Origin of the sequence: Sporosarcina thermotolerans, from assembly GCF_042658975.1 — a bacterium.
GTDB classification, from domain to species: domain Bacteria; phylum Bacillota; class Bacilli; order Bacillales_A; family Planococcaceae; genus Sporosarcina; species Sporosarcina thermotolerans.
This window is the reverse complement of the sequence record NZ_JBHSRM010000017.1, coordinates 51234-71833: the sequence shown is the minus strand read 5'-3', so window position 1 is coordinate 71833 and position 20600 is coordinate 51234. Positions and strand designations below refer to the sequence as shown.

At 43.5% G+C, this 20600-nt stretch carries 20 protein-coding genes; 7 read left to right on the top strand and 13 right to left on the bottom strand.

Going from position 1 to position 20600, the window contains the following annotated elements:
* Nucleotides 1–39: 39 nt before the first annotated feature.
* Nucleotides 40–1095 carry a YkvI family membrane protein gene (locus ACFPZG_RS14235; protein WP_283733783.1) on the top strand — a complete coding sequence of 352 codons (1056 nt, stop codon included), beginning with the start codon at nucleotides 40–42 and terminating at the stop codon, nucleotides 1093–1095.
* A 137-nt stretch (nucleotides 1096–1232) separates the two neighbouring features.
* Here ACFPZG_RS14235 and hmpA read toward each other — a convergent pair whose 3' ends face one another.
* Entirely contained in the window at nucleotides 1233–2426 is a 1194-nt protein-coding gene (hmpA, locus tag ACFPZG_RS14230) for an NO-inducible flavohemoprotein (protein ID WP_283733784.1), read from the bottom strand.
* A 163-nt stretch (nucleotides 2427–2589) separates the two neighbouring features.
* On the opposite strand from hmpA, the gene ACFPZG_RS14225 reads away from it, so the two are divergent.
* A complete protein-coding gene (locus tag ACFPZG_RS14225) occupies nucleotides 2590–3033 on the top strand; it encodes an RrF2 family transcriptional regulator (RefSeq protein ID WP_283733785.1) in 444 nt (147 codons plus the stop codon).
* A 38-nt stretch (nucleotides 3034–3071) separates the two neighbouring features.
* Entirely contained in the window at nucleotides 3072–3998 is a 927-nt protein-coding gene (locus ACFPZG_RS14220; protein WP_283733786.1) for a manganese-dependent inorganic pyrophosphatase, read from the top strand.
* Nucleotides 3999–4053: 55 nt separating this feature from the next.
* Here ACFPZG_RS14220 and ACFPZG_RS14215 read toward each other — a convergent pair whose 3' ends face one another.
* Complete coding sequence (locus ACFPZG_RS14215; RefSeq protein WP_317941059.1) at nucleotides 4054–4839, bottom strand: AAA family ATPase; 786 nt, start codon at nucleotides 4837–4839, stop codon at nucleotides 4054–4056.
* Nucleotides 4840–4885: 46 nt separating this feature from the next.
* On the bottom strand, nucleotides 4886–6262 hold the full coding sequence (locus ACFPZG_RS14210) for an FAD-dependent oxidoreductase (protein WP_283733788.1): 1377 nt from the start codon (nucleotides 6260–6262) through the stop codon (nucleotides 4886–4888).
* A gap of 104 nt (nucleotides 6263–6366) precedes the next feature.
* On the opposite strand from ACFPZG_RS14210, the gene ACFPZG_RS14205 reads away from it, so the two are divergent.
* Nucleotides 6367–7074 carry a DsbA family oxidoreductase gene (locus ACFPZG_RS14205; protein WP_283733789.1) on the top strand — a complete coding sequence of 236 codons (708 nt, stop codon included), beginning with the start codon at nucleotides 6367–6369 and terminating at the stop codon, nucleotides 7072–7074.
* A 324-nt stretch (nucleotides 7075–7398) separates the two neighbouring features.
* On the opposite strand, the gene ACFPZG_RS14200 is transcribed toward ACFPZG_RS14205, so the two are convergent.
* From ACFPZG_RS14200 to ACFPZG_RS14170, 7 genes are read right to left on the bottom strand one after another with little or no spacing between them, the layout of a single operon-like run.
* Complete coding sequence (locus ACFPZG_RS14200; RefSeq protein ID WP_283733790.1) at nucleotides 7399–7785, bottom strand: Na+/H+ antiporter subunit G; 387 nt, start codon at nucleotides 7783–7785, stop codon at nucleotides 7399–7401.
* Nucleotides 7763–8047 (bottom strand): Na(+)/H(+) antiporter subunit F1, encoded by a 285-nt coding sequence (locus ACFPZG_RS14195; protein WP_283733791.1) that lies wholly within the window; start codon nucleotides 8045–8047, stop codon nucleotides 7763–7765. Before ACFPZG_RS14195 ends, ACFPZG_RS14200 begins: the two co-directional genes overlap by 23 nt.
* Entirely contained in the window at nucleotides 8044–8526 is a 483-nt protein-coding gene (locus ACFPZG_RS14190) for a Na+/H+ antiporter subunit E (protein WP_317941062.1), read from the bottom strand. Before ACFPZG_RS14190 ends, ACFPZG_RS14195 begins: the two co-directional genes overlap by 4 nt.
* Nucleotides 8527–8549: 23 nt before the next feature.
* On the bottom strand, nucleotides 8550–10034 hold the full coding sequence (locus ACFPZG_RS14185; protein ID WP_283734568.1) for a Na+/H+ antiporter subunit D: 1485 nt from the start codon (nucleotides 10032–10034) through the stop codon (nucleotides 8550–8552).
* Nucleotides 10027–10368, bottom strand: a complete 342-nt coding sequence (locus tag ACFPZG_RS14180; protein ID WP_317941064.1) for a Na(+)/H(+) antiporter subunit C — start codon at nucleotides 10366–10368, stop codon at nucleotides 10027–10029. Before ACFPZG_RS14180 ends, ACFPZG_RS14185 begins: the two co-directional genes overlap by 8 nt.
* A gap of 3 nt (nucleotides 10369–10371) precedes the next feature.
* Nucleotides 10372–10794 carry a Na(+)/H(+) antiporter subunit B gene (locus ACFPZG_RS14175; RefSeq protein WP_283733792.1) on the bottom strand — a complete coding sequence of 141 codons (423 nt, stop codon included), beginning with the start codon at nucleotides 10792–10794 and terminating at the stop codon, nucleotides 10372–10374.
* Nucleotides 10781–13192 (bottom strand): Na+/H+ antiporter subunit A, encoded by a 2412-nt coding sequence (locus ACFPZG_RS14170; RefSeq protein WP_317941065.1) that lies wholly within the window; start codon nucleotides 13190–13192, stop codon nucleotides 10781–10783. Before ACFPZG_RS14170 ends, ACFPZG_RS14175 begins: the two co-directional genes overlap by 14 nt.
* Nucleotides 13193–13474: 282 nt before the next feature.
* Here ACFPZG_RS14170 and ACFPZG_RS14165 point away from each other — a divergent pair, with 282 nt between their 5' ends.
* The gene (locus ACFPZG_RS14165; protein ID WP_283733794.1) at nucleotides 13475–14149 is read left to right on the top strand and encodes an adenine nucleotide alpha hydrolase family protein; all 675 of its coding nucleotides are present in this window, start codon (nucleotides 13475–13477) and stop codon (nucleotides 14147–14149) included.
* Between the two features lie 229 nt (nucleotides 14150–14378).
* On the opposite strand, the gene murB is transcribed toward ACFPZG_RS14165, so the two are convergent.
* Nucleotides 14379–15290, bottom strand: a complete 912-nt coding sequence (murB, locus tag ACFPZG_RS14160; RefSeq protein ID WP_283734569.1) for a UDP-N-acetylmuramate dehydrogenase — start codon at nucleotides 15288–15290, stop codon at nucleotides 14379–14381.
* Nucleotides 15291–15487: 197 nt separating this feature from the next.
* Here murB and ACFPZG_RS14155 point away from each other — a divergent pair, with 197 nt between their 5' ends.
* Together ACFPZG_RS14155 and ACFPZG_RS14150 are read left to right on the top strand one after the other, a co-directional pair.
* Nucleotides 15488–17845: a penicillin acylase family protein gene (locus ACFPZG_RS14155; protein WP_317941108.1), complete on the top strand. Its 2358-nt coding sequence runs from the start codon at nucleotides 15488–15490 to the stop codon at nucleotides 17843–17845.
* 216 nt (nucleotides 17846–18061) lie between these two features.
* The gene (locus tag ACFPZG_RS14150) at nucleotides 18062–18589 is read left to right on the top strand and encodes a YceI family protein (RefSeq protein WP_283734570.1); all 528 of its coding nucleotides are present in this window, start codon (nucleotides 18062–18064) and stop codon (nucleotides 18587–18589) included.
* A 388-nt stretch (nucleotides 18590–18977) separates the two neighbouring features.
* Here ACFPZG_RS14150 and ACFPZG_RS14145 read toward each other — a convergent pair whose 3' ends face one another.
* Nucleotides 18978–20018, bottom strand: a complete 1041-nt coding sequence (locus ACFPZG_RS14145) for a DmpA family aminopeptidase (RefSeq protein WP_317941067.1) — start codon at nucleotides 20016–20018, stop codon at nucleotides 18978–18980.
* Nucleotides 20019–20039: 21 nt separating this feature from the next.
* Nucleotides 20040–20459 (bottom strand): universal stress protein, encoded by a 420-nt coding sequence (locus ACFPZG_RS14140; protein WP_283733795.1) that lies wholly within the window; start codon nucleotides 20457–20459, stop codon nucleotides 20040–20042.
* Nucleotides 20460–20600: the final 141 nt, after the last annotated feature.

Below are 20600 nucleotides of genomic sequence, written 5' to 3'. Positions count from 1 at the left end.
TAATAACAAGTTGTTGAACATAAGGGGGATAGTTCATTTTTGAAAAAGGTACTTAAAATAGGTAGCGCATTTATAGGAATTATCGTAGGTGCGGGTTTTGCATCGGGGCAGGAGATTCTTCAATACTTTACAAGCTTCGGAATGATGGGGATAGCAGCTGCCATATTATCCACAGCTTTGTTTGCATATTTAGGAATGGTGCTTATGAGGTTAGGTAGCAGGATGCGCGCAACTTCGCATAAGGAAGTCATTTATAAAATTAGCGGACGTTTTTTGGGCATCCTCATTGATTATATAATCATTTTCACTTTGTTTGGTGTCGGTGTCGTTATGATTGCCGGGGCGGGTTCCAATTTAGCGCAACAATTCGGTGTGCCTCCTGTTATAGGAAGCCTGTTAATGGTTGCATTGATTTTCATTTCAATTCTCATGAACGTTGATGAAGTGGTTGCTATTATCGGTAGTATTACCCCGTTTCTTATCCTATCTATCATCGTTGTTTCGGTCTATTGTCTAATGACGATGGATCAGCCTTTTGCTTCACTTAATATTTTGGCTAATGAAGTTCCAACTACATTGCCGAACTGGTTCATCTCTGCCATCAATTACGTGTCGTTTAACATAGCAGTAGGTGCTTCCATGTCATTGGTGATGGGTGGGGAGGAGAAGAATGAGAGGACCGCCGCTTTAGGTGGGCTTGTCGGAGGCTTCGGTTTAGGAATCTTGATTCTCCTTAGCCATTTGGCAATTTTCTCGAAAGTGGAGACGATCGCTGATGTAGATTTGCCGATGTTGGCAATCATCAATGAAATCTCACCGATCCTTGCCGTATTCATGGCATTCATTCTATATGGGATGATTTTCAATACTGCTGTTAGCATGTTCTATGCATTTGGAGCACGTTTTACAAAGGTTGGAACAAGGAATTTCAAGATGTTCGTATTCATCACTTTACTCATCGGTTTCGGTCTAAGCTTCCTACGCTTTAAACTACTTGTCGCATACTTCTACCCATGGATCGGCTATTTGGGATTACTCCTATCAGTCATATTGATCTTTACTTCATTTAGAATGCCGAAAAAAGTTAGACGATAAAAAAAGGGGCCCCGTGGAGGAGCCCCTTTTGCCTGTGCGACCAGACGCGGGTCATAAGTCAGGCCTGCTGTGCGACAAATGACGCTGCTTCGCATGTCTGCCTTATGCCTGACGCGTCTAACCGGTCGCTTCAGCATTTAATTAGTCGCCAGTTCCCATTGCAATTCTTCAGCTGGTCCGAAGAATTCGAAGTGGATCTTATCTTCAGTTACACCGTTCGCAACCAATGCTGAGATAACCGCTTGCATGAACGGAGTTGGACCACAGACATAAATGTCGCTGCCTTCAGATACATGCTTCGCAAGGAATTCACGGTTGATGAATCCGTCACCTTCTTCAGAATAAAGCACTTCGTATTTTGCATTTGGAAGTGATTCAGTCATCGCGTGCAACTCTTTGTGGAACGCTTGGTGACCGCGTGTACGAGCCGAATGCAGGAATGCAACCGGGCGTTCAGGTGTTGTTTTCGCGATTGTTTGGTACATAGCCATCATAGGCGTGATACCAACACCACCGCTGATCAATGCGATTGGTGTTGTGCTTTCTGTATCCAGATAGAAATCTCCCGCAGGTGCACTGATTTCGATTTTGTCACCGACATTCAGGCTCCTATGCAGGTAGACGGAAGCCTTACCGTTCGGATTGCACTCGTCCTCGCGTTTTATAGAAATACGTAATGTATCGTTGCCTGGTGCTTTTGACAAGCTATATTGACGGTTAATTGTATGTTCGTCCCCAGGGATTTGGAAGCGCACAGTAATGTATTGACCTGGTTTGTAAGTTGGTAATTTTTTGCCATCAACAGGTTTGAAATAGAAGGAAGTAATGACTTCGCTTTCCGGAACCTTTTCAACAAGTTCAAATTCCTTAAATGTTCTCCAGCCGCCTTCAGCTTCCTCTGCTTCATCGTACATTTCTTTTTCAATGCCGATAAATGCATCTGCGATAACTTGGTACGCTTCGCCCCAAGCCGCAATTATTTCAGGAGTTGCCGCGTCACCAAGAACTTCTTTGATCGCTCCAAGAAGATGGTACCCAACGATTGGATAATGTTCTTTTTGGATGCCTAAAGAGCGGTGCTTATGCGCGATTTGAACAACTGCAGGAATGATTGCACCTAAGTTGTCGATATGAGCTGCAGCTGCGTAAACCGTGTTGGCAAGGGCAGTTTGTTGGCGACCTTTTGATTGGTTCGCATGGTTGAAAACGTTTAAAAGCTCAGGATGAGCAGCGAACATATTTTTATAAAAAACGGTTGTAATTGTTTTTCCATGTTGTTCAAGTACTGGTACTGTGGATTTTACGATGTCAATTGTTTCTTGTGATAACATTGAATGCACAACCCTTCATGTATTATTATTTCCACAATAAACGATTAATCGTCTTAAAGCTATATCAGTAATACATCTTAAGTATTTATGTTAGATTTTAGACACATTTCTTTCACGATACGGACATAATCGTTATAATAGGATGGAGAATGGCGGTGGAATTATGCGGTTAACTTTATATACAGATTTTTCATTACGCGTACTAATATACCTTGGAGCAAAGGAACAGAACGAGTTATCAACCATTCAAGAGATCTCTGACCAGTATCAGATTTCAAAAAACCATCTAACGAAAGTCGTCCATGAATTGGGGAAGATGGGACTAATTGAAACAGTACGCGGACGCGGAGGCGGTATCCGCATGAAGTTGAAACCTGAAGAGATTAATGTAGGTGAACTCGTTCGAAAGACGGAGGATGACTTTTATCTGGTGGAATGTTTTAGTTCAGATGGGAATCAATGCATACTTTCGCCTGTTTGCCGGCTTAAAGGTGCACTGCAAGAAGCACTTGTCGCCTATTTCGCAGTTTTAGACAAGTATTCAATTGCAGATTTTATTGTGAATAAAGATGAGCTTGCCGCGTTATTGTTCGGCAAACCTTTATGATAGAATAAGAACGAATCTATATAAGTAGGAGGATTTAAATGGGAAAAGTATTAGTATTTGGACATAAAAACCCTGACACCGATTCCATTACGGCGGCGATCAGCTTGGCTTATTTGAAACAACAACTTGGAATGGATGCGGAGGCAGTTCGTCTGGGCTCTATTTCAGGCGAAACAGCGTATGCGTTAAGTCAGTTCGGTTTTGAGGCACCGCGCTTGATTGAAAAAGCTGCGCCTGATGCACAGCAGGTCATTCTTGTTGACCATAACGAAAAACAGCAAAGCGTCGATGATTTAGATGATGTACAAGTTATTGAAGTTGTCGATCATCACCGAATCGCCAATTTCCAAACGGCGGATCCGCTGTATTACCGTGCAGAACCGGTTGGCTGTACAGCTACGATTTTGAATAAATTGTACAAAGAACATGGTGTCGAAATTCCAAAGAACATCGCAGGGCTTATGCTTTCAGCAATCATTTCCGATTCACTTTTATTCAAATCCCCAACGTTCACAGAACAGGATCGTGCGGCAGCTGAAGAGTTGGCTGCTATTGCAGATATTGACGCCGAAGTGTACGGCCTTGAAATGTTGAAGGCGGGTGCTGACTTGAGCGGGAAGTCGTTGGAAGAGCTTGTTTCGTTAGATGCGAAAGAGTTCACGATGGGCGCGGCGAAAGTTGAAATCGCACAAGTGAATGCCATTGATGTCAATGACGTCATGAGCCGTCAGGCGGAGCTTGAAGTTCTATTGAACAGTATTATTGAAGAAAAAGGGTTGGACCTATTCCTATTCGCAGTAACGGATATTCTAAACAATGATTCGACTGTTATTGTACTCGGTAAGGCAGCTGAACGTGCTTGTGCTGCGTTCAATGTAGCATTGACGAATAATACGGCTGTCCTTAAAGGCGTTGTTTCAAGAAAGAAACAAATCGTTCCAGTATTGACTGAAGCGCTGAAGTAATAATCTTCAAATAAAAAGAAGCAGAGGGAAGGTGCAATTCCCCTCTGCTTCTTTTTCAATCAAATAAATGACGTAAATATCGATCCGGGGCGTTCAGGAAATCCCGTGTCAACTGGACATGAGTCATCTCTTCGAAATTAGATTGCATAAGGACACCATCCCGAATTTCATATAAATCTGCGTCTGGATACGCCATGAAAATTGGGGAATGCGTCGAAATAAGGAATTTGGCGCCTTCCTTCGTCATATCGTGAATCATCGCAAGAAGCGACAATTGGTTTTGCGGGGATAAGGGCGCCTCGGGCTCATCAAGTATGTAAAAACCGCCTGGGCGGAATCTGGCTTGGAATAAGTCGAAAAAACTTTCACCATGGGATCTTTTTTCGAGGCCATCCCCGTATAAATTTTTCAGTTCATAATATGTTCTTGCATAGGGTAGGATTTCCAAGCTGTTAGGGTCACGCTGTTTGATTTCCTCCATTTTTGACCATGCCTCTTCCCGCATGATCGCAAGGCTTCGCGTATACGTAATATAATCGGAAGCTCTGAAAAAGAAACCATTCTTCGTTTTTACATCCCAAACGAGTTTCAAATCATCTGCCAGATCGAAAGCAGGAGAGAGCGAATGATCCTTTTCCATATGCTCACCGCTAATTAGGATGCTTCCAGCAGCAGCGGCAATCCCTTCAAGAAATGTCGTCTTTCCACTGCCATTATCGCCTGCAATAATTGTGACGGGCGATTCAAGGACGAGTGTATTGAAATTACGTATAAGATCCAAACTGAACGGGTAGCGCTCATCAACCGTTTCCTGTTTCCGTATGATTTTCCGCAATGACATGTACTTCACCCCTTTTGGACAGTATACCGAATAACAGTGGAGGTTCCTATCCCAAATCGAGCGGTTTCGTTGCTGGTCCTTCAAGGACGGACCCATCCTTTCTGAAACGGGATCCGTGGCATGGACAATCCCACGTCTCGTCAGCCTCATTCCACCTCGTTCTACACCCCATATGCGTGCAAATCGGCGAATCCTTTCTCTTGATATGCCCGCCCGAAAATTCCCTTAGAACAAGACCGGAATTCTTTAAAGCTTGTATGAGAAAGGAGCCGAATCCAGTTCGGTCTGGAGCATAGAGGGAGCTTGCTTTGTTTTCCCTGCCGATAATCTGATCGCTGATGATTCTTGCGCAAACAAGTGAATTCGACAGCCCCCATTTTCTAAAACCAGTATTCATGTAGACATAAGGCATACTTTTCGAAATGGGACCAGCATATGGAATAAGGTCAGGGGTCGAAGGGTCCTGCGCAGACCATTTTTCCTGCATTGGGTCAAGTTGATAAATGTATTTTAATTCCGAGTCCAAAGTACGGTAATGTATTTGCGTCTCCTTTTCAACACCTGCACGATGTCCCTCCCCAGATAAAAGGAAATGGGCTTGTCCATCGATGAAGGCAGTCCGTGCTGAACGTTTCGGTGCATCAACCGAAATATATTGTCCCTGCAATGGCATATTGGCATAAGTGGATACTAAGTATGATCTCCCTACGGACAACTTAAGGATTTGCAATCCGCGTAAAGCCTCTATTGGATAATGTGTACACAATATAAGTTTGTTAAATTGTATTTCATTATTAGAGTTTGTATATAGAAGCCTTTTTCTCAAATCCATTAAGCGGATATTCGTTTTCTCGAATATCCGGGCACCTGCTTTAACTGCTAGTTGGGCCAAATGCTGTCCAAATCGAACAGGATGAATTTGAGCCTCATCTTTAATCGTAAGCGTAGCCTCAGTTTTCAGCGGTAGTTCACTATCCCTTCCCAATTCGGCTGCTATGCCAATCTCATCATAGGCCAATTTCTCTTTCCGAAGCAGCTCTGTTCCATACTTCGATTGGGAAAAAAGTACTGAATTTGCATCCCAAAGTTCATCACCTATGGCAAAGCTCTTTCCGAATAATACAGCTTCACGGTTAGCTTCAAAATAAATCTTGGCATTATCCCGTCCGAATTTTTTAATTAGATCAGCATAAACAAGGTCATGCTGTAATGTCAGTTTGCCAGTTGAATTGCCTGTCGCTCCAGCAAGAATCTCATCCTTTTCCAATAAAACGACGTCTACTCCTTCTTTCGCCAAGAAGTAGGCATTTGCGATTCCACTTAATCCTCCACCGATTATGCAGACATCGCACGATATATCCTTATTTAAAGCGGGGTAGGAATTCCGCGGATAGGCAGTTTTAAGCCAAAGTGAATTATTCATGCTCAGTCCTCCAATAGATTCTTCAATAACAGCATAAGCAGGCATATTCATTGTTGCCAGTTTAAATGAATTCTAAAATAAGAAAGGAAAGGTGGTTGTTAATCATGAAAATTGAAGTCTGGTCAGATTATGTTTGCCCGTTTTGCTATATTGGAAAAAGAAGATTGGAAGAAGCAATAGAGTCTACAAACTTAACGGGTCAAACTGAAGTGGTCTTTAAGGCATTCCAGTTGGACCCGAATACGCCTGTTTCAGCAAACGGTTCAGCAGTCGAAGGCTTGACAAAGAAATTTGGAATCAGCCAAACAGAAGCAGAGCGGATGATGGCAAATGTCGCGGAGCAGGCCAAGACGGTGGGACTGAATTATGACGTCGAAGGCATGAAAGTGGCAAACACATATAATGCTCATCGCCTTGCAAAGTTAGCGGAGCAGGAAGGCAAAGCCGACGCTGTATCTGAACGCCTGCTGGAAGGTCATTTCGTCAAAGGAGAGGCCCTTGGTGACGAGTCTACATTGGTAGCCATTGCGGAAGAAGTAGGTATTTCAAAAGACCGGGTTCAACAAATGCTTCAATCTGATGAGTTCTCCAATGAAGTGAAGAAAGACATTGGCGAAGCTGGACAAATCGGTGTTCAAGGCGTGCCATTCTTTGTCATCAACCGTAAATACGCAATCTCAGGTGCGCAACCAGCGCAAGCTTTCGAAGAAGCATTACGAAAAGTAGCGGCAGAAGAAGGAATCCAACCCCAGTTGAAAGTACTAGGCAAAGAAGGCCAAGGCCTCTGCACAGACGACAACTGTGAAATTTGAAGGATCTAATCATTTTCACGTAACTTTTGAAAAACGTAGTAGGTAAAAGACGTCTCCGTTGATTGAAGCGTAGGGCGGCGACTCCAGCGAACGCCGTAACGAAGGACGGCGTTTGCGAGCAAAAGTGCAGCGTTGCGAGCAATGTTTATTGCGACCCTAAGGGAGCAGGAATGCCAAAACGGATGCCTTAATTTCTGCAAAAAAACGCAGAAATACGGCAAATCGAACTCTTCGTGGTTCGATTGGCTGAAGCCATGCCCGCGGAAAGCGTCCGCCTGAAGCGTAAATCAACAGTACTGCTTATCTAATGAAAAAACGACGGTGTTAGCTTTTATCGCTAACACCGTCGTTTTTTAGTTCATCCTTATACAAAACTTCCTTCAAAGCATCCTCAGTCGAAATATCCGCCAACTCCACCTTCGAACGATAAGCAGCCCTCACAAGTAAATGGCCTGCCACCGGAGCCGTAAGAAAAACGAAAACAATTCCAAGAAGGACACGTACGCTAACAAATTGCTCACGGAACAAAAAATACAAAAACGTTCCAGAAAGTGTTAGCAATACAGCGAGAGTCGAGCTCTTTGTCGCAGCATGCGAGCGCGTATACACATCCGGCAATCGAATAAGCCCGAACACACTAATCACACTCGCAATCCCGCCCATTAATATCAATAGCGCCCCTATAAATTCACCGATCACGTTTACGCTCAACGATGACCCCCCTTTCAATTGCTCTCGAAAAGGCGATCGTTCCAATGAATGAAAGAATACCTAATATCAAAATGACCTCCAAAAAGGCCTTTGTCTTCAATATGATCGAGACAACCGCAATCGTTGCGATCAAATTCACACCAATCATATCAAGTGCAAGGACACGGTCAGGCATCGAAGGGCCAAGAACGATCCGAATGATTGCAATGGAAATAGTGATAGAAAATAGAATTAGTGACACCGTCAGCATCATTTCAATCATCGTGTCACCTCCATGATCGCTTTTTCAAAGTTCTTTAGCTGTTTGATCAAACCTGCCCTGGACTCCTCAACATCCATCGCATGGATATACAGCGTATCGCCTTCAGGAGACACTTCCATCACGACCGAACCCGGAGTCAACGTGAGAAGAAGGGATAGCATCGTCACTTCTACATCACTTTTCAGGACTGTCTCGTATTTAAAGATTCCCGGCTTGATTTTCAATTTGGGACTTAAAATCTGTCCCAAGACAACGATGCTCGACTGCGTCAATTCAGATATGAAAATGAAAAGTAATTTAATTGTTTTAACTAACCGCCGCAAATAAAATTGTGTGCCGAAAAAGCGGTGCATGAAAAAGATAATTCCAATTCCGACAAGGAAACCGGCAAAGAAAGTCGTGAACTTCAATTCATCTTCATCCATTAACGTCATCCATAAAAAAGCGATGAACAGGTTCAGTAATAACTGGGCTGGCATCAAACTCCACCTCAACTTTCCGCTTAACGATTTCCTTGTAATACAGCTTCTATATAGATATCAGGATTCATAAGTGTACGTGCAGCATCACTGACATAGGGGGCAAGACCTTCGACCCCAATCCCGATTGCAACTGTCATGATTGCGAGGAGGACACATGGAATGAGCATCCCTTTTTTTAATGGTACATCGTCATCCTCATTAATAATCGTCTCACCCCAGAAGCAATTCAGGAAGATGCGCAGTAATGAGTATAGAACGAAAATACCAGACATAAAGGCCACTGCCAACAACAGATAGGACCCTGTTTCAATCGCCCCTTGTCCTAAGTACACTTTGCCGATGAATCCACTTAACGGAGGAATACCCGTCAATGATAGCATCGTGATGAAAAACAGCCAACCAAGCATAGGATAGTTGCGGATAAGACCGCTCATCTCTTCAATCTTGGATTTTCCTGTCAAATAGATCATCGTCCCCGCAATAAGGAATAACAAAGCTTTCACAATCATGTCATGTATTAAATAATAGATAGCACCCTGGAACGCAATTTCGGAAGACATGGCAAGACCCGCCAAGATGAAACCGACGGCAATCACAACATTATACGAAACAATTTTTCGAATATCGTTATACGCAAGTGCACCGATACTTCCGCCTATCATCGTCAATATGGCCATGATCCCAATTACAGTATGCGTAATGACCGTTTCATGATAAAAGATGAGTGTGAAAATACGGAACATAGCATAGATACCGACTTTAGTGAGCAAAGCACCGAATAATGCCGCAACTATGGTAGGGGGTGCACTATATGAGTTAGGAAGCCAGAAATAAAGCAACAGTCCAGCCTTTAGACTGAATACGATTAGGAACATCAAACTGATCACTGTTAGTAGCGGCCCTTGTCCTACTTCCGCAATCCTGACAGATAAATGAGCCATATTCAAAGTTCCGACCGTTCCGTATAAATAAGCAATCCCGATTAAGAAGAACCATGAGGAAAGTACATTGATCGTCACGTATTTGATCGATTCGACAAGCTGAATCTTCCTGCCGCCCATTGTAATGAGCACATAAGAGGAAAGTAACATGACTTCGAAACAAACGAATAAATTAAATAGATCACCTGTCAGGAATGAACCGTTAACTCCTGCTACAAGGAAAAAGATAAACGGATAAAAAAACATACTCTCATGTTGTTTTCCAATGGACGAAAAAGCATAAATAAGAAGAATTCCTGTCACGATCGATGTCGTTATGACAAGCAACATGGAAAACGAATCCGCTACAAATAAAATGCCATATGGCGGTAACCAACCACCGAAATCTAATCGTAAAATACCTTCATGCTGAATTTTATTTAAAATGACTATGCTTACAGTGATCGTTGCAATTATAGATAAAACACTGAAAACACGTTGAGAATTCGTGCGAGTTCGTAAGAAAATCAAGATAATCCCCGTCAATAAAGGAATGATCATCGGCATAACTAAAATATTATTCATCATCAAGCCCTCTCAATGCATAGAGGTCGTCAGTCCCCGTCTTTTTATATGTACGATACGCCAACACCAATAAAAATGCCGTCACGGCAAAGCTAATCACAATCGCAGTCAGAATTAGAGCTTGAGGCAATGCGTCCACATAACTTGCCGCATTCTCACCTAACAGCGGGGCGCTTCCTTTCTTCAATCCGTTGCCCATCGTCATCAAAAGAAGATGCGCGGCATGTGATAAGAGAGCAGTCCCCAAAATGACGCGAATCAGATTGCGAGATAGTAACAAATAGACAGCTATGGTCACGAGAAGGCCGACAAGCACCGTTATTAAAGTTTCCATCTGCTACACATCCTCACTTATTGATAAAATGATTGTCACTACAACGCCGACAACCGTTAAAGCAACCCCAGCTTCGAATAGGATGACTGTCGACAATTCAGTAACCCCGAAAATCGGCAAATCGAAATGGCTAAAAGCCTGGGTCAGAAAATGTTTACCGAACAGAACGGAACCGACGCCTGAACCGACCGCGAGGAGCACCCCGATTGCTGCAATTTTCTTGAAATCAAACGGGATGCCTTTGCGCACGGTTTCTATATCGTTTACCAAGTAAAGCAAAACAAATGCGGAGGACAGGACGAGACCGCCGATGAAGCCGCCGCCGGGATTGTTATGACCCGACAGAAATAGTTCAACGCCGAACGTCAATATGATGAAAGCGACGATTCTCGTCACTGTTTTCAGAATGACATCATTGATCTTCAATATCCTGTTCCTCCTTTTTAGATTTCAATTTAATGAGTGTGAATACACCAATACCGGCGATGAAAAGAACGACGACTTCAAGCATCGTGTCAAATGCACGGAAATCTCCCAATATCGTATTGACGATATTTTTACCACCGGCAAGGCGATAGGCATCTTCAAAATACACCGAAATTGACTCGAATAATTTATTACCTTGCACTGCAAGGCCTAACACCGTCACAATTGTCCCCGCTAAAATGGCAATAATGCCATTTGAAATTTTTGTCTTACGTGCAGAACGCTCTTTCTTCCATTCAGGCAGGAAGTAGAAGCAAAGCAGGAACAGGGCTGTTGTCACCGTTTCAACAACTGTCTGAGTTAAAGCGAGATCCGGTGCTCGGAATATGACGAAGAGAAGGGCAATCGAATAACCAAGCACACCATTTAAAATGATTGCCGTCATTCTGGATTTAACAAAGAGCATTGAAAGCGCCGCCCCGGCCATAGAAAGCACGATAAGAAATTCATTTATTGCTATGGGACTGTCATCCGAGAAGTCGAAAGAGTAAGACCCTGTGTATAGTATAGATCCTCCTACCGTTAGGACGAAAAACACAAAAATATAGACGAGGTAATCTTTCAAATAGCCCTTCATATAAAGCCGTGTCAAGTATCGGGATCCATTTTCAAGCCATGACAAACTGGCGTTGAAAGCAGTATCCAAATTCCATTTAAACGGAGCGAACGAATAGACGCCTTTCCAATATCTCATGAAACGATACAGAATAGTCCCAAGGACAACAACACCAATCGTCATCCATAAAGCAGTATTAAAACCGTGCCATGCCTTTATATGAGGCGTCAGGCCTTCTGCACCCGCAAATGTTGGATAAATTGCTGCCATCGCGGGACGCAACAAATAGTTACCAATGACATTTGGGAAGAAAAAGATGCCGACAACTAATATTGCCAAAACGGAAGGTGCAACTAACATCCCCTTAGATGCTTCGTTGATAGGCTTTTCGACACGCTCGGGATGGAATTCCCCGAAAAACGTTTGGAAAACGATAATCATGCTATAGACAAATGTAAATACACTTGCAATCCATGCAACTACGAGGACCAACGTACCCATTGTACCGGTTGAGAAAACTTCAAGGTTTCGCGCATTCACTAATGCTTCAAAGAACATCTCTTTGCTTAGGAAACCGTTGAAAGGCGGGAGACCTGCCATCGAGAAACTTCCGATTAAAGCGATTGTGAAGGTCACAGGCATGAATGCCATAAGTCCACCTAACCTACGGATATCCCTGGTTCCAAGCTCATGGTCAACGATTCCGACGACCATAAAGAGTGCACCCTTGAAGGTGGAATGGTTAATGAGATGGAATAATGCCGCGAACGTCGCTTGCGTATAAATCACCGAGTCGGGGCTGTATCCATGATGGAGTGCCACGGACCCGAGGCCAAATAAACTCATCACCAAGCCTAACTGACTAATTGTCGAATAAGCGAGCAACGCTTTTAAATCCGTCTGCTTCACGGCGTTCAGTGAACCTATTAACAAAGTGAAAACCCCAACGCCACTTACTATGTAAAGCCACATTGCCTCACCGCCGAAGATGGGAGTAAAACGTGCAACTAAGTAAATACCCGCTTTTACCATCGTCGCTGAGTGTAAGTAAGCGCTGACCGGTGTAGGTGCCTCCATTGCGTCTGGAAGCCAAATATGGAACGGAAATTGTGCGGACTTAGTAAATGCGCCCAATAATACAAGAAGTAACGCCACTAAAAATAGTGGCTCGTCCGTATATTGGCCAATTGTCGCAACTATGTCACGTACACTGAAAGAACCTGTCATAGATTGTAGCATGATGAATCCGGCAAGCATCGCTATGCCACCTGATACTGTGATCAGCATGGATTTCTGAGCACCATACCTTGATTTTTTCCGGTGGTACCAAAAGGCGATCAACAGGAAGGATGAAATACTCGTCAGTTCCCAAAAGACATAGAGTACCATTAGGTTATCTGACAAAACGACACCAAGCATGGCGCCCATGAATAGTAGGAGGTAGACGTAAAAGCGCCCTAATGATTCCCGTTCAGACAAATAGTATATAGAGTATAGGATGACCAAACTGCCGACACCCGTAATGAGAAGGCCGAATATTAAACTGAGGCCGTCGAGATACGTAGTAAAATGGATTCCAGCCGTCTCTATCCACCGAATCGTATGCATATAGGTACTTCCATTTGCGATGGAAGGGATGTAGCTTGCTAAAAAAATGAAAAGAGCGATTGGAACGATAATTACAAACCAGCCGATATGTCGGCTATGAATCCGTTTATAAATTAATGGGATGAAAATCGCTGCCAAAAAGGGGATGAATATGGATAATGTAATCGTCAACAACAGAAAACCTCCTAGGGGACAACCGCTGATTTACGTGAAACCGGGTTTTCAACTTCTTATGTAAATTTTTCTTAATAATTGAGGATAGACTTGACTCCTTGCAGAACTGGGGACATAATTAGTAGCTACAAGTTCATATTTGAATTATACACTAAATATTTTAAAATCGCCGATGATGCGATTATATCTTGTCAGTCTACCGACACTCATGTATAATATTGTGGTTTTCAAATTTAGATTCGTTTTACGAAACGAAAATAATTGTAAGAGGTGACTACGGTCATGGGCAAAGTAAAAGGTCGTATGGACGAAAGCATTCTTGTTTGTGTCTACTACGGTCCAAATGGTGAGCGTCTCATTAGACGTGGACATAAAATGGCATCCATCATGGATTGTCCACTATATATTTTAACGATTGACCCATTGCCATTCGATGAATTCGACGCTGAAAAATCAGATTATATCGAAAGATGGCAAGAGCTTGCAACGGAGCTTGATGTTGAAGATTTTATCGTTATGGATAATGAGAAGCGATCAGTTGCAAAGGTGATCAAAGAAGTCGCTCACAAACATAATATTACGCAGATAATTATCGGTCAAACTGCTCAAAGTAGATGGGAAGAAATCACAAAAGGTTCGTTCATGAATGTGCTGTTAAGAGAAATAACATTTGTAGATTTCCATGTCGTATCCGTCGATCGTGCCATAAAAGATGAAATAGAGGGCATGTTTGAAAAAGGCGTACGGGCTTACTTAGTCGAAGAGGGCGAAGGCTTCCGTGTTAGTTTTACCCATTCGAAAGATGCAAAGTTTGAAGGGATCTTCTTCAAAGAAATCGGAACGGACTTCAATAACGGGATCTTCAAATTCATGAATAACAATAAAATGTGTCAAGTGCAGATAACGGATGACAGTGTCACCGAAGCAACACAATTTGTCTGCAAAACGGAACAATGATGTAAAAAACACCGGACTTAAATATAAGCGGATGGCCGATTCCTGGTCATCCGCTTTTTGTTATTACTATTTCTTCTTTGTGGATAAACTCTTAAGTTAGTATGTTTACGACTAGACTTCGGGCGCCAGAGGCTCGGGTCATAAGTCAAATCTGCTATGTGGCAAAAAGCGCCACGTCGCATCTTCGCCTTATGCCCGTCGCCTCTAGGCAGGCGCCCTGCGCTTTTGTTTATTCTTCTCCTACAATCTTTACTTCCAGTTCCAAGTCAACGTCGAATTGCTTCTTCACTTCGGATTTCACCATATTGATCGTAGCAATGTAATCGGATGCCGTTGCACCGTTTTTATTAATGATAAAACCTGCATGTTTCATCGATACTTCTGCACCGCCGCAACCCTTTCCTTGCAATCCGCAATCTTGGATCAACTTCCCAGCAAAGTAGCCTGGTGGCCTTTTGAATACACTTCCTGCAGAAGGGAATTCCAAAGGCTGCTTGGACTCGCGTTGGAAAGTCAGGTCGGCTACTTTCGCAAGTATTGCTTCTTGGTCACCTTCCACCAACTCAAAATCGGCTGATAATACATAGTACCCTTCGCTAACAATGATGCTTTTCCGATAGCCAAGTTCTAGTTCATCCTTGGATAAAACAAGCCGCTCTCCAGATTTCGTCAAGACGGTACATTGGTAGATAATATCTTTGATTTCCCCGCCATAGGCACCAGCATTCATGGCCATTGCACCGCCAATCGAGCCTGGGATTCCACAAGCGAATTCCAAGCCTGTCAAGGATTCTTCCGTTGCCCGCTTCGACACATCGATGATGAGGGCCCCTGCTTCCGCATGTATCCGATTACCGTCCACTCGAATTGCATCCAATTTGGACAAATGGAGAACGATTCCGCGGACTCCTCCATCCCGAACGACCATATTCGACCCGTTTCCTAATAATAAGAGAGGAATTTCATTCTCATATGCATACCGCACAATCGCTTCCGTTTCCTCGATTGTTCCAGGAATGGCAAGTACATCCGCTGCGCCGCCAAGTTTTGTCATCGTATATTTATTTAATGGTTCATCTATCAGTAGAATGCCCTCTGAAATAATTCCGCGTAAATCCTTAAACCACTGATGCTTCGACATCAACATCCAGTCCCTTCAATTCTAATGCGTTGAAACTTACTTCCAATTTCGATGAAAATATAGGCTTCACCATTATATAAGTATGCTGGGTATTGGTTGTTTTGACAAGAAATAATAATCGTGGATTTTTTAAAAGGAAATGAATGACTGTTCATCGAATAGTATATTGGGAGGGATGAAACGTGAAAAGGAAGAGAATGGGGAAGTGGACAAAATTATTGTTATCCGTCTTTGGCGGGATAACAGCAATCCTTGTTATCGGGCTGATTGCCATCAATTTGTACATAGGAAAATCGAAACCGTTTATCGACGGAGAGAGAAATGTAAGTTTCCTTGATAATGACGTTGAAATCGTCAGGGATGTGAATGGTGTGCCTCATATAGAGGCAGGATCGGATGCTGATTTGTATCGAGCCCAGGGCTATGTGCAGGCGCAGGACCGTTTATTCCAAATGGATTTGGCACGTAGGCAGGCAAGTGGTCGACTATCAGAGGTAGTGGGGGCTGCAGCTGTTGACACCGACAAGAATTTTCGGACTTTCAGTTTACGTAATGCCGCTGAAGCATCATACGACGGATATGGGGATGAGGCGAAAAAGGTTTTAGCCTGGTTCGCGGAAGGTGTCAACGCTTTTATCGAGCAGGCTAGGGAAGAGGGGAAGCTGCCATATGAGTTCAAAATTTTTGGCTATGAACCTGAACTATGGACACCGATTGATTCACTAACGATAGGAAAGTATATGGCCTACGACTTAGGAGGCAACTGGCACAGCCTTGCTGTCAGGCATTGGGCGCTGAACAATTTCCCTGAGGAGCAGGCACGTGAATTATTCGTCAGCTATCCGGATAATGCCCCTTCAATCATCGAAGCGAATTTGAAGACGCCAGTTGAAGTGGCGGGCCGCTTCAATTCGGATTTGGTACCGCATGAATTCAACGGGAGCAATAACTGGGTCGTATCTGGTGATAAAACTGCGTCTGGTAGGCCGCTCCTTTCTAATGACCCTCATCTTGGATTAAATACGCCATCCATTTGGTACCAAATGCATTTACAATCGCCTGAGCAAAATGTCGGTGGGGTCATTTTCGCAGGTGTTCCGGGCATCATCCTCGGCCATAACGAGGATATCGCGTGGGGTGTTACGAATGTTGGCCCAGATGTGCAAGATTTGTATATCGAAATTCCGAATCCGGAAAACCCGACACAATTTCGCTATGACGGCAAATGGGAGCAGGCCGAAGTTAGAGATGAGACGATTAAAGTCAAAGGCGATAATGATGTCCCATTTAAAGTAATTGTCACTAGGCATGGACCGATCATGTCGAACATATTATATAAATCGGAGGATCCGGGTGCGCTATTCTCCATGCAATGGACTGCGCTTGAACCGACGAAAGAGCTTGAAGCAATTATTAGGATGAATAAAGCGTCGAATTGGGAAACGTTCGAGGCGGCCTTAGAGGACTTCCATGCACCAGCACAAAACTTTGTGTTTGCAGCGAAGGACGGGACGATTGCTTATAAAGCAAACGGCAGAATCCCGATACGTAAAAAAGGAGATGCTCAACTACCCGTTCCAGGAGACTCATCTGAATATGGGTGGGCGGGTTATGTCCCTTATGATGAACTACCAAGAGTCGTCAACCCGAAGGTGGGATTCATCGCCACGGCAAACAATGAAGTCGTAGATGATTCATACCCGTATCATATAACGAAATACTGGGCACAGCCTTATCGATATATGAGGATTGCTGAAGTCTTGGGTAAGGGAGATAACTTCACGGCGGAAGACATGATGGAACTGCAGATGGATCAAGCGAATTTGTATGCGCGGGAGTTTTTGCAAGACTTGATTGGATCTGTAGAGGCAACGGATAAAGAAGGTAGATATACAGATGTAATTAGCATGTTAAGGGAATGGAATCAGATTGATTCACCTGAAGCGGGAGCGCCGCTCGTTTTCCATAAATTAATGAGGCAATTGCCGAAAACGATGTTAAGTAGTGAAATGCCGGGAGACGTATATAGGCTTATGCCGGGCAAAGGGCAGATTGTCGACCAAATGCTGAGGGATGCATACAGCGGCAAGTTAGGCGTGTGGGTGTCCAACTATGGAGGCGTCGACAAATGGGTCTATGATGCATTCGAGACGTCCATTGCGGAAATTGAAGAGCGGTTCGGGAACGATTCGGCAAAATGGAAGTGGGGAGATTTCCACCAATTAGCTTTCCCGCATTCCCTATCGGCGGCATCACCGATTTTTGCCTATTTCCTAAACCCTGAAAAACAGGCAATAGGCGGCTCGAACGTGACTGTGCAGGCAGCCGCATTCAATGATAATGGAACGGTGTATCACGGGGCTTCATGGCGCTTCGTGGCGGATTTATCCGATTTGTCCACCACGTACCATATTGTTGGACCTGGTCAAAGCGGACATATGAAATCGAAATGGTTCCACGACCAGGCTGAAGATTGGGCAAATGGTATCTACCATGAAACCGTTTTAGACGGTAAGGTGGAAAAAGGCTATACATTGAAATTAAAAGCAAAATAGTAGTAGGAAGCCTTGTAATAGGGAGTCTAATCAGGGAATTGTAAATAAATCGTAAAGATAAATAAATTTTAATTAAACTATCTTGACTTCGAGATAAAAAAGCGTTAGTATCAATATACACTTTGAAATCGAGATAAAAGAAGATTATCTTGATTGAAATAGGGTATAAGGATACGAGGAATAAATAAATTAAAAATAGAAGGGTTGGATTTGACAATGGCAACATGGAAATTAGACGCATCACATACGAGTGTAGGTTTTTCAGTAAAGCATATGATGGTTTCAAAAGTAAAAGGTAGCTTTTCAGGAGTAGAAGGTACACTCGAGGGGAATCCAGAAGACCTAACTGGTGCTTCAATCAATTTCACAATTGATGCATCAACAATCAATACAAACGCTGTAGATCGTGACAACCATTTACGTTCAGCTGATTTCTTTGACGTAGAAAACTTCCCTTCCATCACTTTTGTCTCAACTGACGTCGTGAAAACAGGCGAAGGCGAATACGATATCACAGGTGATATGACAATGAGAGGCGTGACTAAGAAAGTTACGTTTGAAGCAGAGTACGAAGGAACTGGAGTAAACCCATGGGGTGTACAGGTAGCTGCTTTTGAAGTAGAAGGTAAAGTTTCCCGTAAAGAATTCGAACTTACATGGAACCAAGCACTTGAAGCAGGCGGCGTTCTTGTAGGCGACGACATCAAGATCTCAATCGACCTTCAATTTAACCCAGCACAATAACCAAAAGCGAAGGGTGGCGGTAAGCCTCGACAGTAATGGCAAAGACGTGCTCGTAACGCTTCGCTTTTACTCGCAAAAGCCGTTCTTCGTAACGGCTTTGGCTGCCACCCGGAGTCTGGACGAAACCAAATGCGAAGGGCGCCCGCATAGAGGTGCTGGGCATAAGGCGAAGATGCGGCGTGGCATTTTTTGCCACAGAGCAGATTTGACTTATGACCCCGAGCCTCTGGCGCCCGGAGTCTGGACGTAAATAAAAAAAGTGCCACGCATGAATGAAAATTCAAGCGTGGCGTTTTTTCATTTGGGGGGAATCCCAAAATGGCTCATCACTTATTAATATGGCTATTCTAAAACTTTTTAAACACACCTTGCTTAATACTGCAACTGATCACTCAATAAAAGGCCAACGTTCCACAACGCGTTCCTTCCTACCAATTGTTGTTTGTGCGTGGATCATCGACTGGTAAACAGCTTCCTCTGTTGCTTCAATGACAGCCTGGAAAAGCTTATTCATGATTGGTGTGTCGTCACGCAATATCGTATAGCTATTCGTTACCTCTTCACTCCTATGCGAAATGGTATAGGCGTTTGAGAACGCAATGATGATGTCGCCGCTCCCGTTATGTACGGTAGATCCTGTTCGTGCAAGACCAATGGAAGCTCGTTTTGCAAGTCTCTTCAATTGCCTGTCATTTAAAGGTGCATCTGTCGCGACGATGATCATAATCGAGCCATCGGGTTTTTCATGCTCCATTTCCTCGGATGTCGTCAAGTCGTTTTCAACTGTTAACGATTGCTTTGAATTCTTCGCAAGCCATTCATTAATGCGACATTCTTCGGATATTCCGAAATTGGTCAATGTCAACACACCAACAGTAAGTGAACTTTTCCCTTCATCGGAAATCGTTCTTGAAGAGGAACCGATTCCACCTTTCCTGCCAAAACAGATCATTCCTTTCCCTGCACCAACAGCACCTTGTTCGAGTGGGCCGCCTTCTGCGTTCCGTATTGCTTCAACAGCATGATTGGCTCGTACCTTTAACTCACGCATCGAATTCAAATAGCTGTCATTGCATTCACCGACAACGACGTTCAATGAACTTGTGGAGTCTCCGATTGCGGTATTCTCCATAAGCATATGCTGCAAAGTCCCCTCAAGCACAGCCCCTACGCTAAAGGTGTTTGTCAACATGATGGGGGATTCGATGACACCTAATTCCTCCACTTGAATAAGTCCAACTGATTTGCCAAAACCGTTCAAAACAAAACTTGCTGCAGGCACCTTCTCTTCGAATAAATTCCCTCCATGTGGCAATAGAGCTGTTACGCCTGTACAAGCCCTTTCTGGACCGCTTTCTTCGTATAAAGTTACATGGCCCACTTTCACTCCGGGAACATCCGTTATGGCATTATATTTTCCTCGTTGCAATTCAATTTTCCCCTTTCTACTTCATTTGACGATCAAAACGGGTGCAATGACGCGTTTTGCTACTTTATGACTGACGCTTCCTAACAACATCTCTTGAAATGAGTTTAATCCTCTGCTACCAATGACGACAAGGTCGTATTTATTTTCATTTGCGTAAGCGATAATTGTCGGACCAGGTTCGCCATGACGAATCACCAGTTCATGCTTCACTTGATGTTTTATGAAAATGTCCAATATAGGTTCAATCCGTTCCTTACGCCTTAGATGAAGATCGGCGATATCTGCGTCAAGGAGGACATCGGTCCGTGTCCGATCATAATTCAGCACATATAGCGCCGTAATGGATGCGTTTGAGTTAGTGATCGCTAACTTAGCTGCATGAAGGGCTGCACGCTGCGAGTTTTCTGATCCATCGACTGCAATAAGTATTCTTTTGTACAAAGGAACCACCCTTTCTCCACGGCTATATTCATGCAATTCGACTGAAATAGAAGTATTGATATAATCTTCAATAAAAATCCCGAAAACCCTTTATTTTCAAGGCGAAAAATTCATTCAAAGATCTGTTTGAATAACCTTGCA

Bases quoted from the DNA above. Each gene is read 5' to 3' on its own strand.
- hmpA (WP_283733784.1), bottom strand. From the start codon at position 2,426: ATGTTATCACAAGAAACAATTGACATCGTAAAATCCACAGTACCAGTA.
- ACFPZG_RS14225 (WP_283733785.1), top strand. From the start codon at position 2,590: ATGCGGTTAACTTTATATACAGATTTTTCATTACGCGTACTAATATAC.
- ACFPZG_RS14220 (WP_283733786.1), top strand. From the start codon at position 3,072: ATGGGAAAAGTATTAGTATTTGGACATAAAAACCCTGACACCGATTCC.
- ACFPZG_RS14215 (WP_317941059.1), bottom strand. From the start codon at position 4,839: ATGTCATTGCGGAAAATCATACGGAAACAGGAAACGGTTGATGAGCGC.
- ACFPZG_RS14210 (WP_283733788.1), bottom strand. From the start codon at position 6,262: ATGAATAATTCACTTTGGCTTAAAACTGCCTATCCGCGGAATTCCTAC.
- ACFPZG_RS14205 (WP_283733789.1), top strand. From the start codon at position 6,367: ATGAAAATTGAAGTCTGGTCAGATTATGTTTGCCCGTTTTGCTATATT.
- ACFPZG_RS14195 (WP_283733791.1), bottom strand. From the start codon at position 8,047: ATGATTGAAATGATGCTGACGGTGTCACTAATTCTATTTTCTATCACT.
- ACFPZG_RS14190 (WP_317941062.1), bottom strand. From the start codon at position 8,526: ATGCCAGCCCAGTTATTACTGAACCTGTTCATCGCTTTTTTATGGATG.
- ACFPZG_RS14185 (WP_283734568.1), bottom strand. From the start codon at position 10,034: ATGAATAATATTTTAGTTATGCCGATGATCATTCCTTTATTGACGGGG.
- ACFPZG_RS14180 (WP_317941064.1), bottom strand. From the start codon at position 10,368: ATGGAAACTTTAATAACGGTGCTTGTCGGCCTTCTCGTGACCATAGCT.
- ACFPZG_RS14165 (WP_283733794.1), top strand. From the start codon at position 13,475: ATGGGCAAAGTAAAAGGTCGTATGGACGAAAGCATTCTTGTTTGTGTC.
- murB (WP_283734569.1), bottom strand. From the start codon at position 15,290: ATGTCGAAGCATCAGTGGTTTAAGGATTTACGCGGAATTATTTCAGAG.
- ACFPZG_RS14155 (WP_317941108.1), top strand. From the start codon at position 15,488: ATGGGGAAGTGGACAAAATTATTGTTATCCGTCTTTGGCGGGATAACA.
- ACFPZG_RS14150 (WP_283734570.1), top strand. From the start codon at position 18,062: ATGGCAACATGGAAATTAGACGCATCACATACGAGTGTAGGTTTTTCA.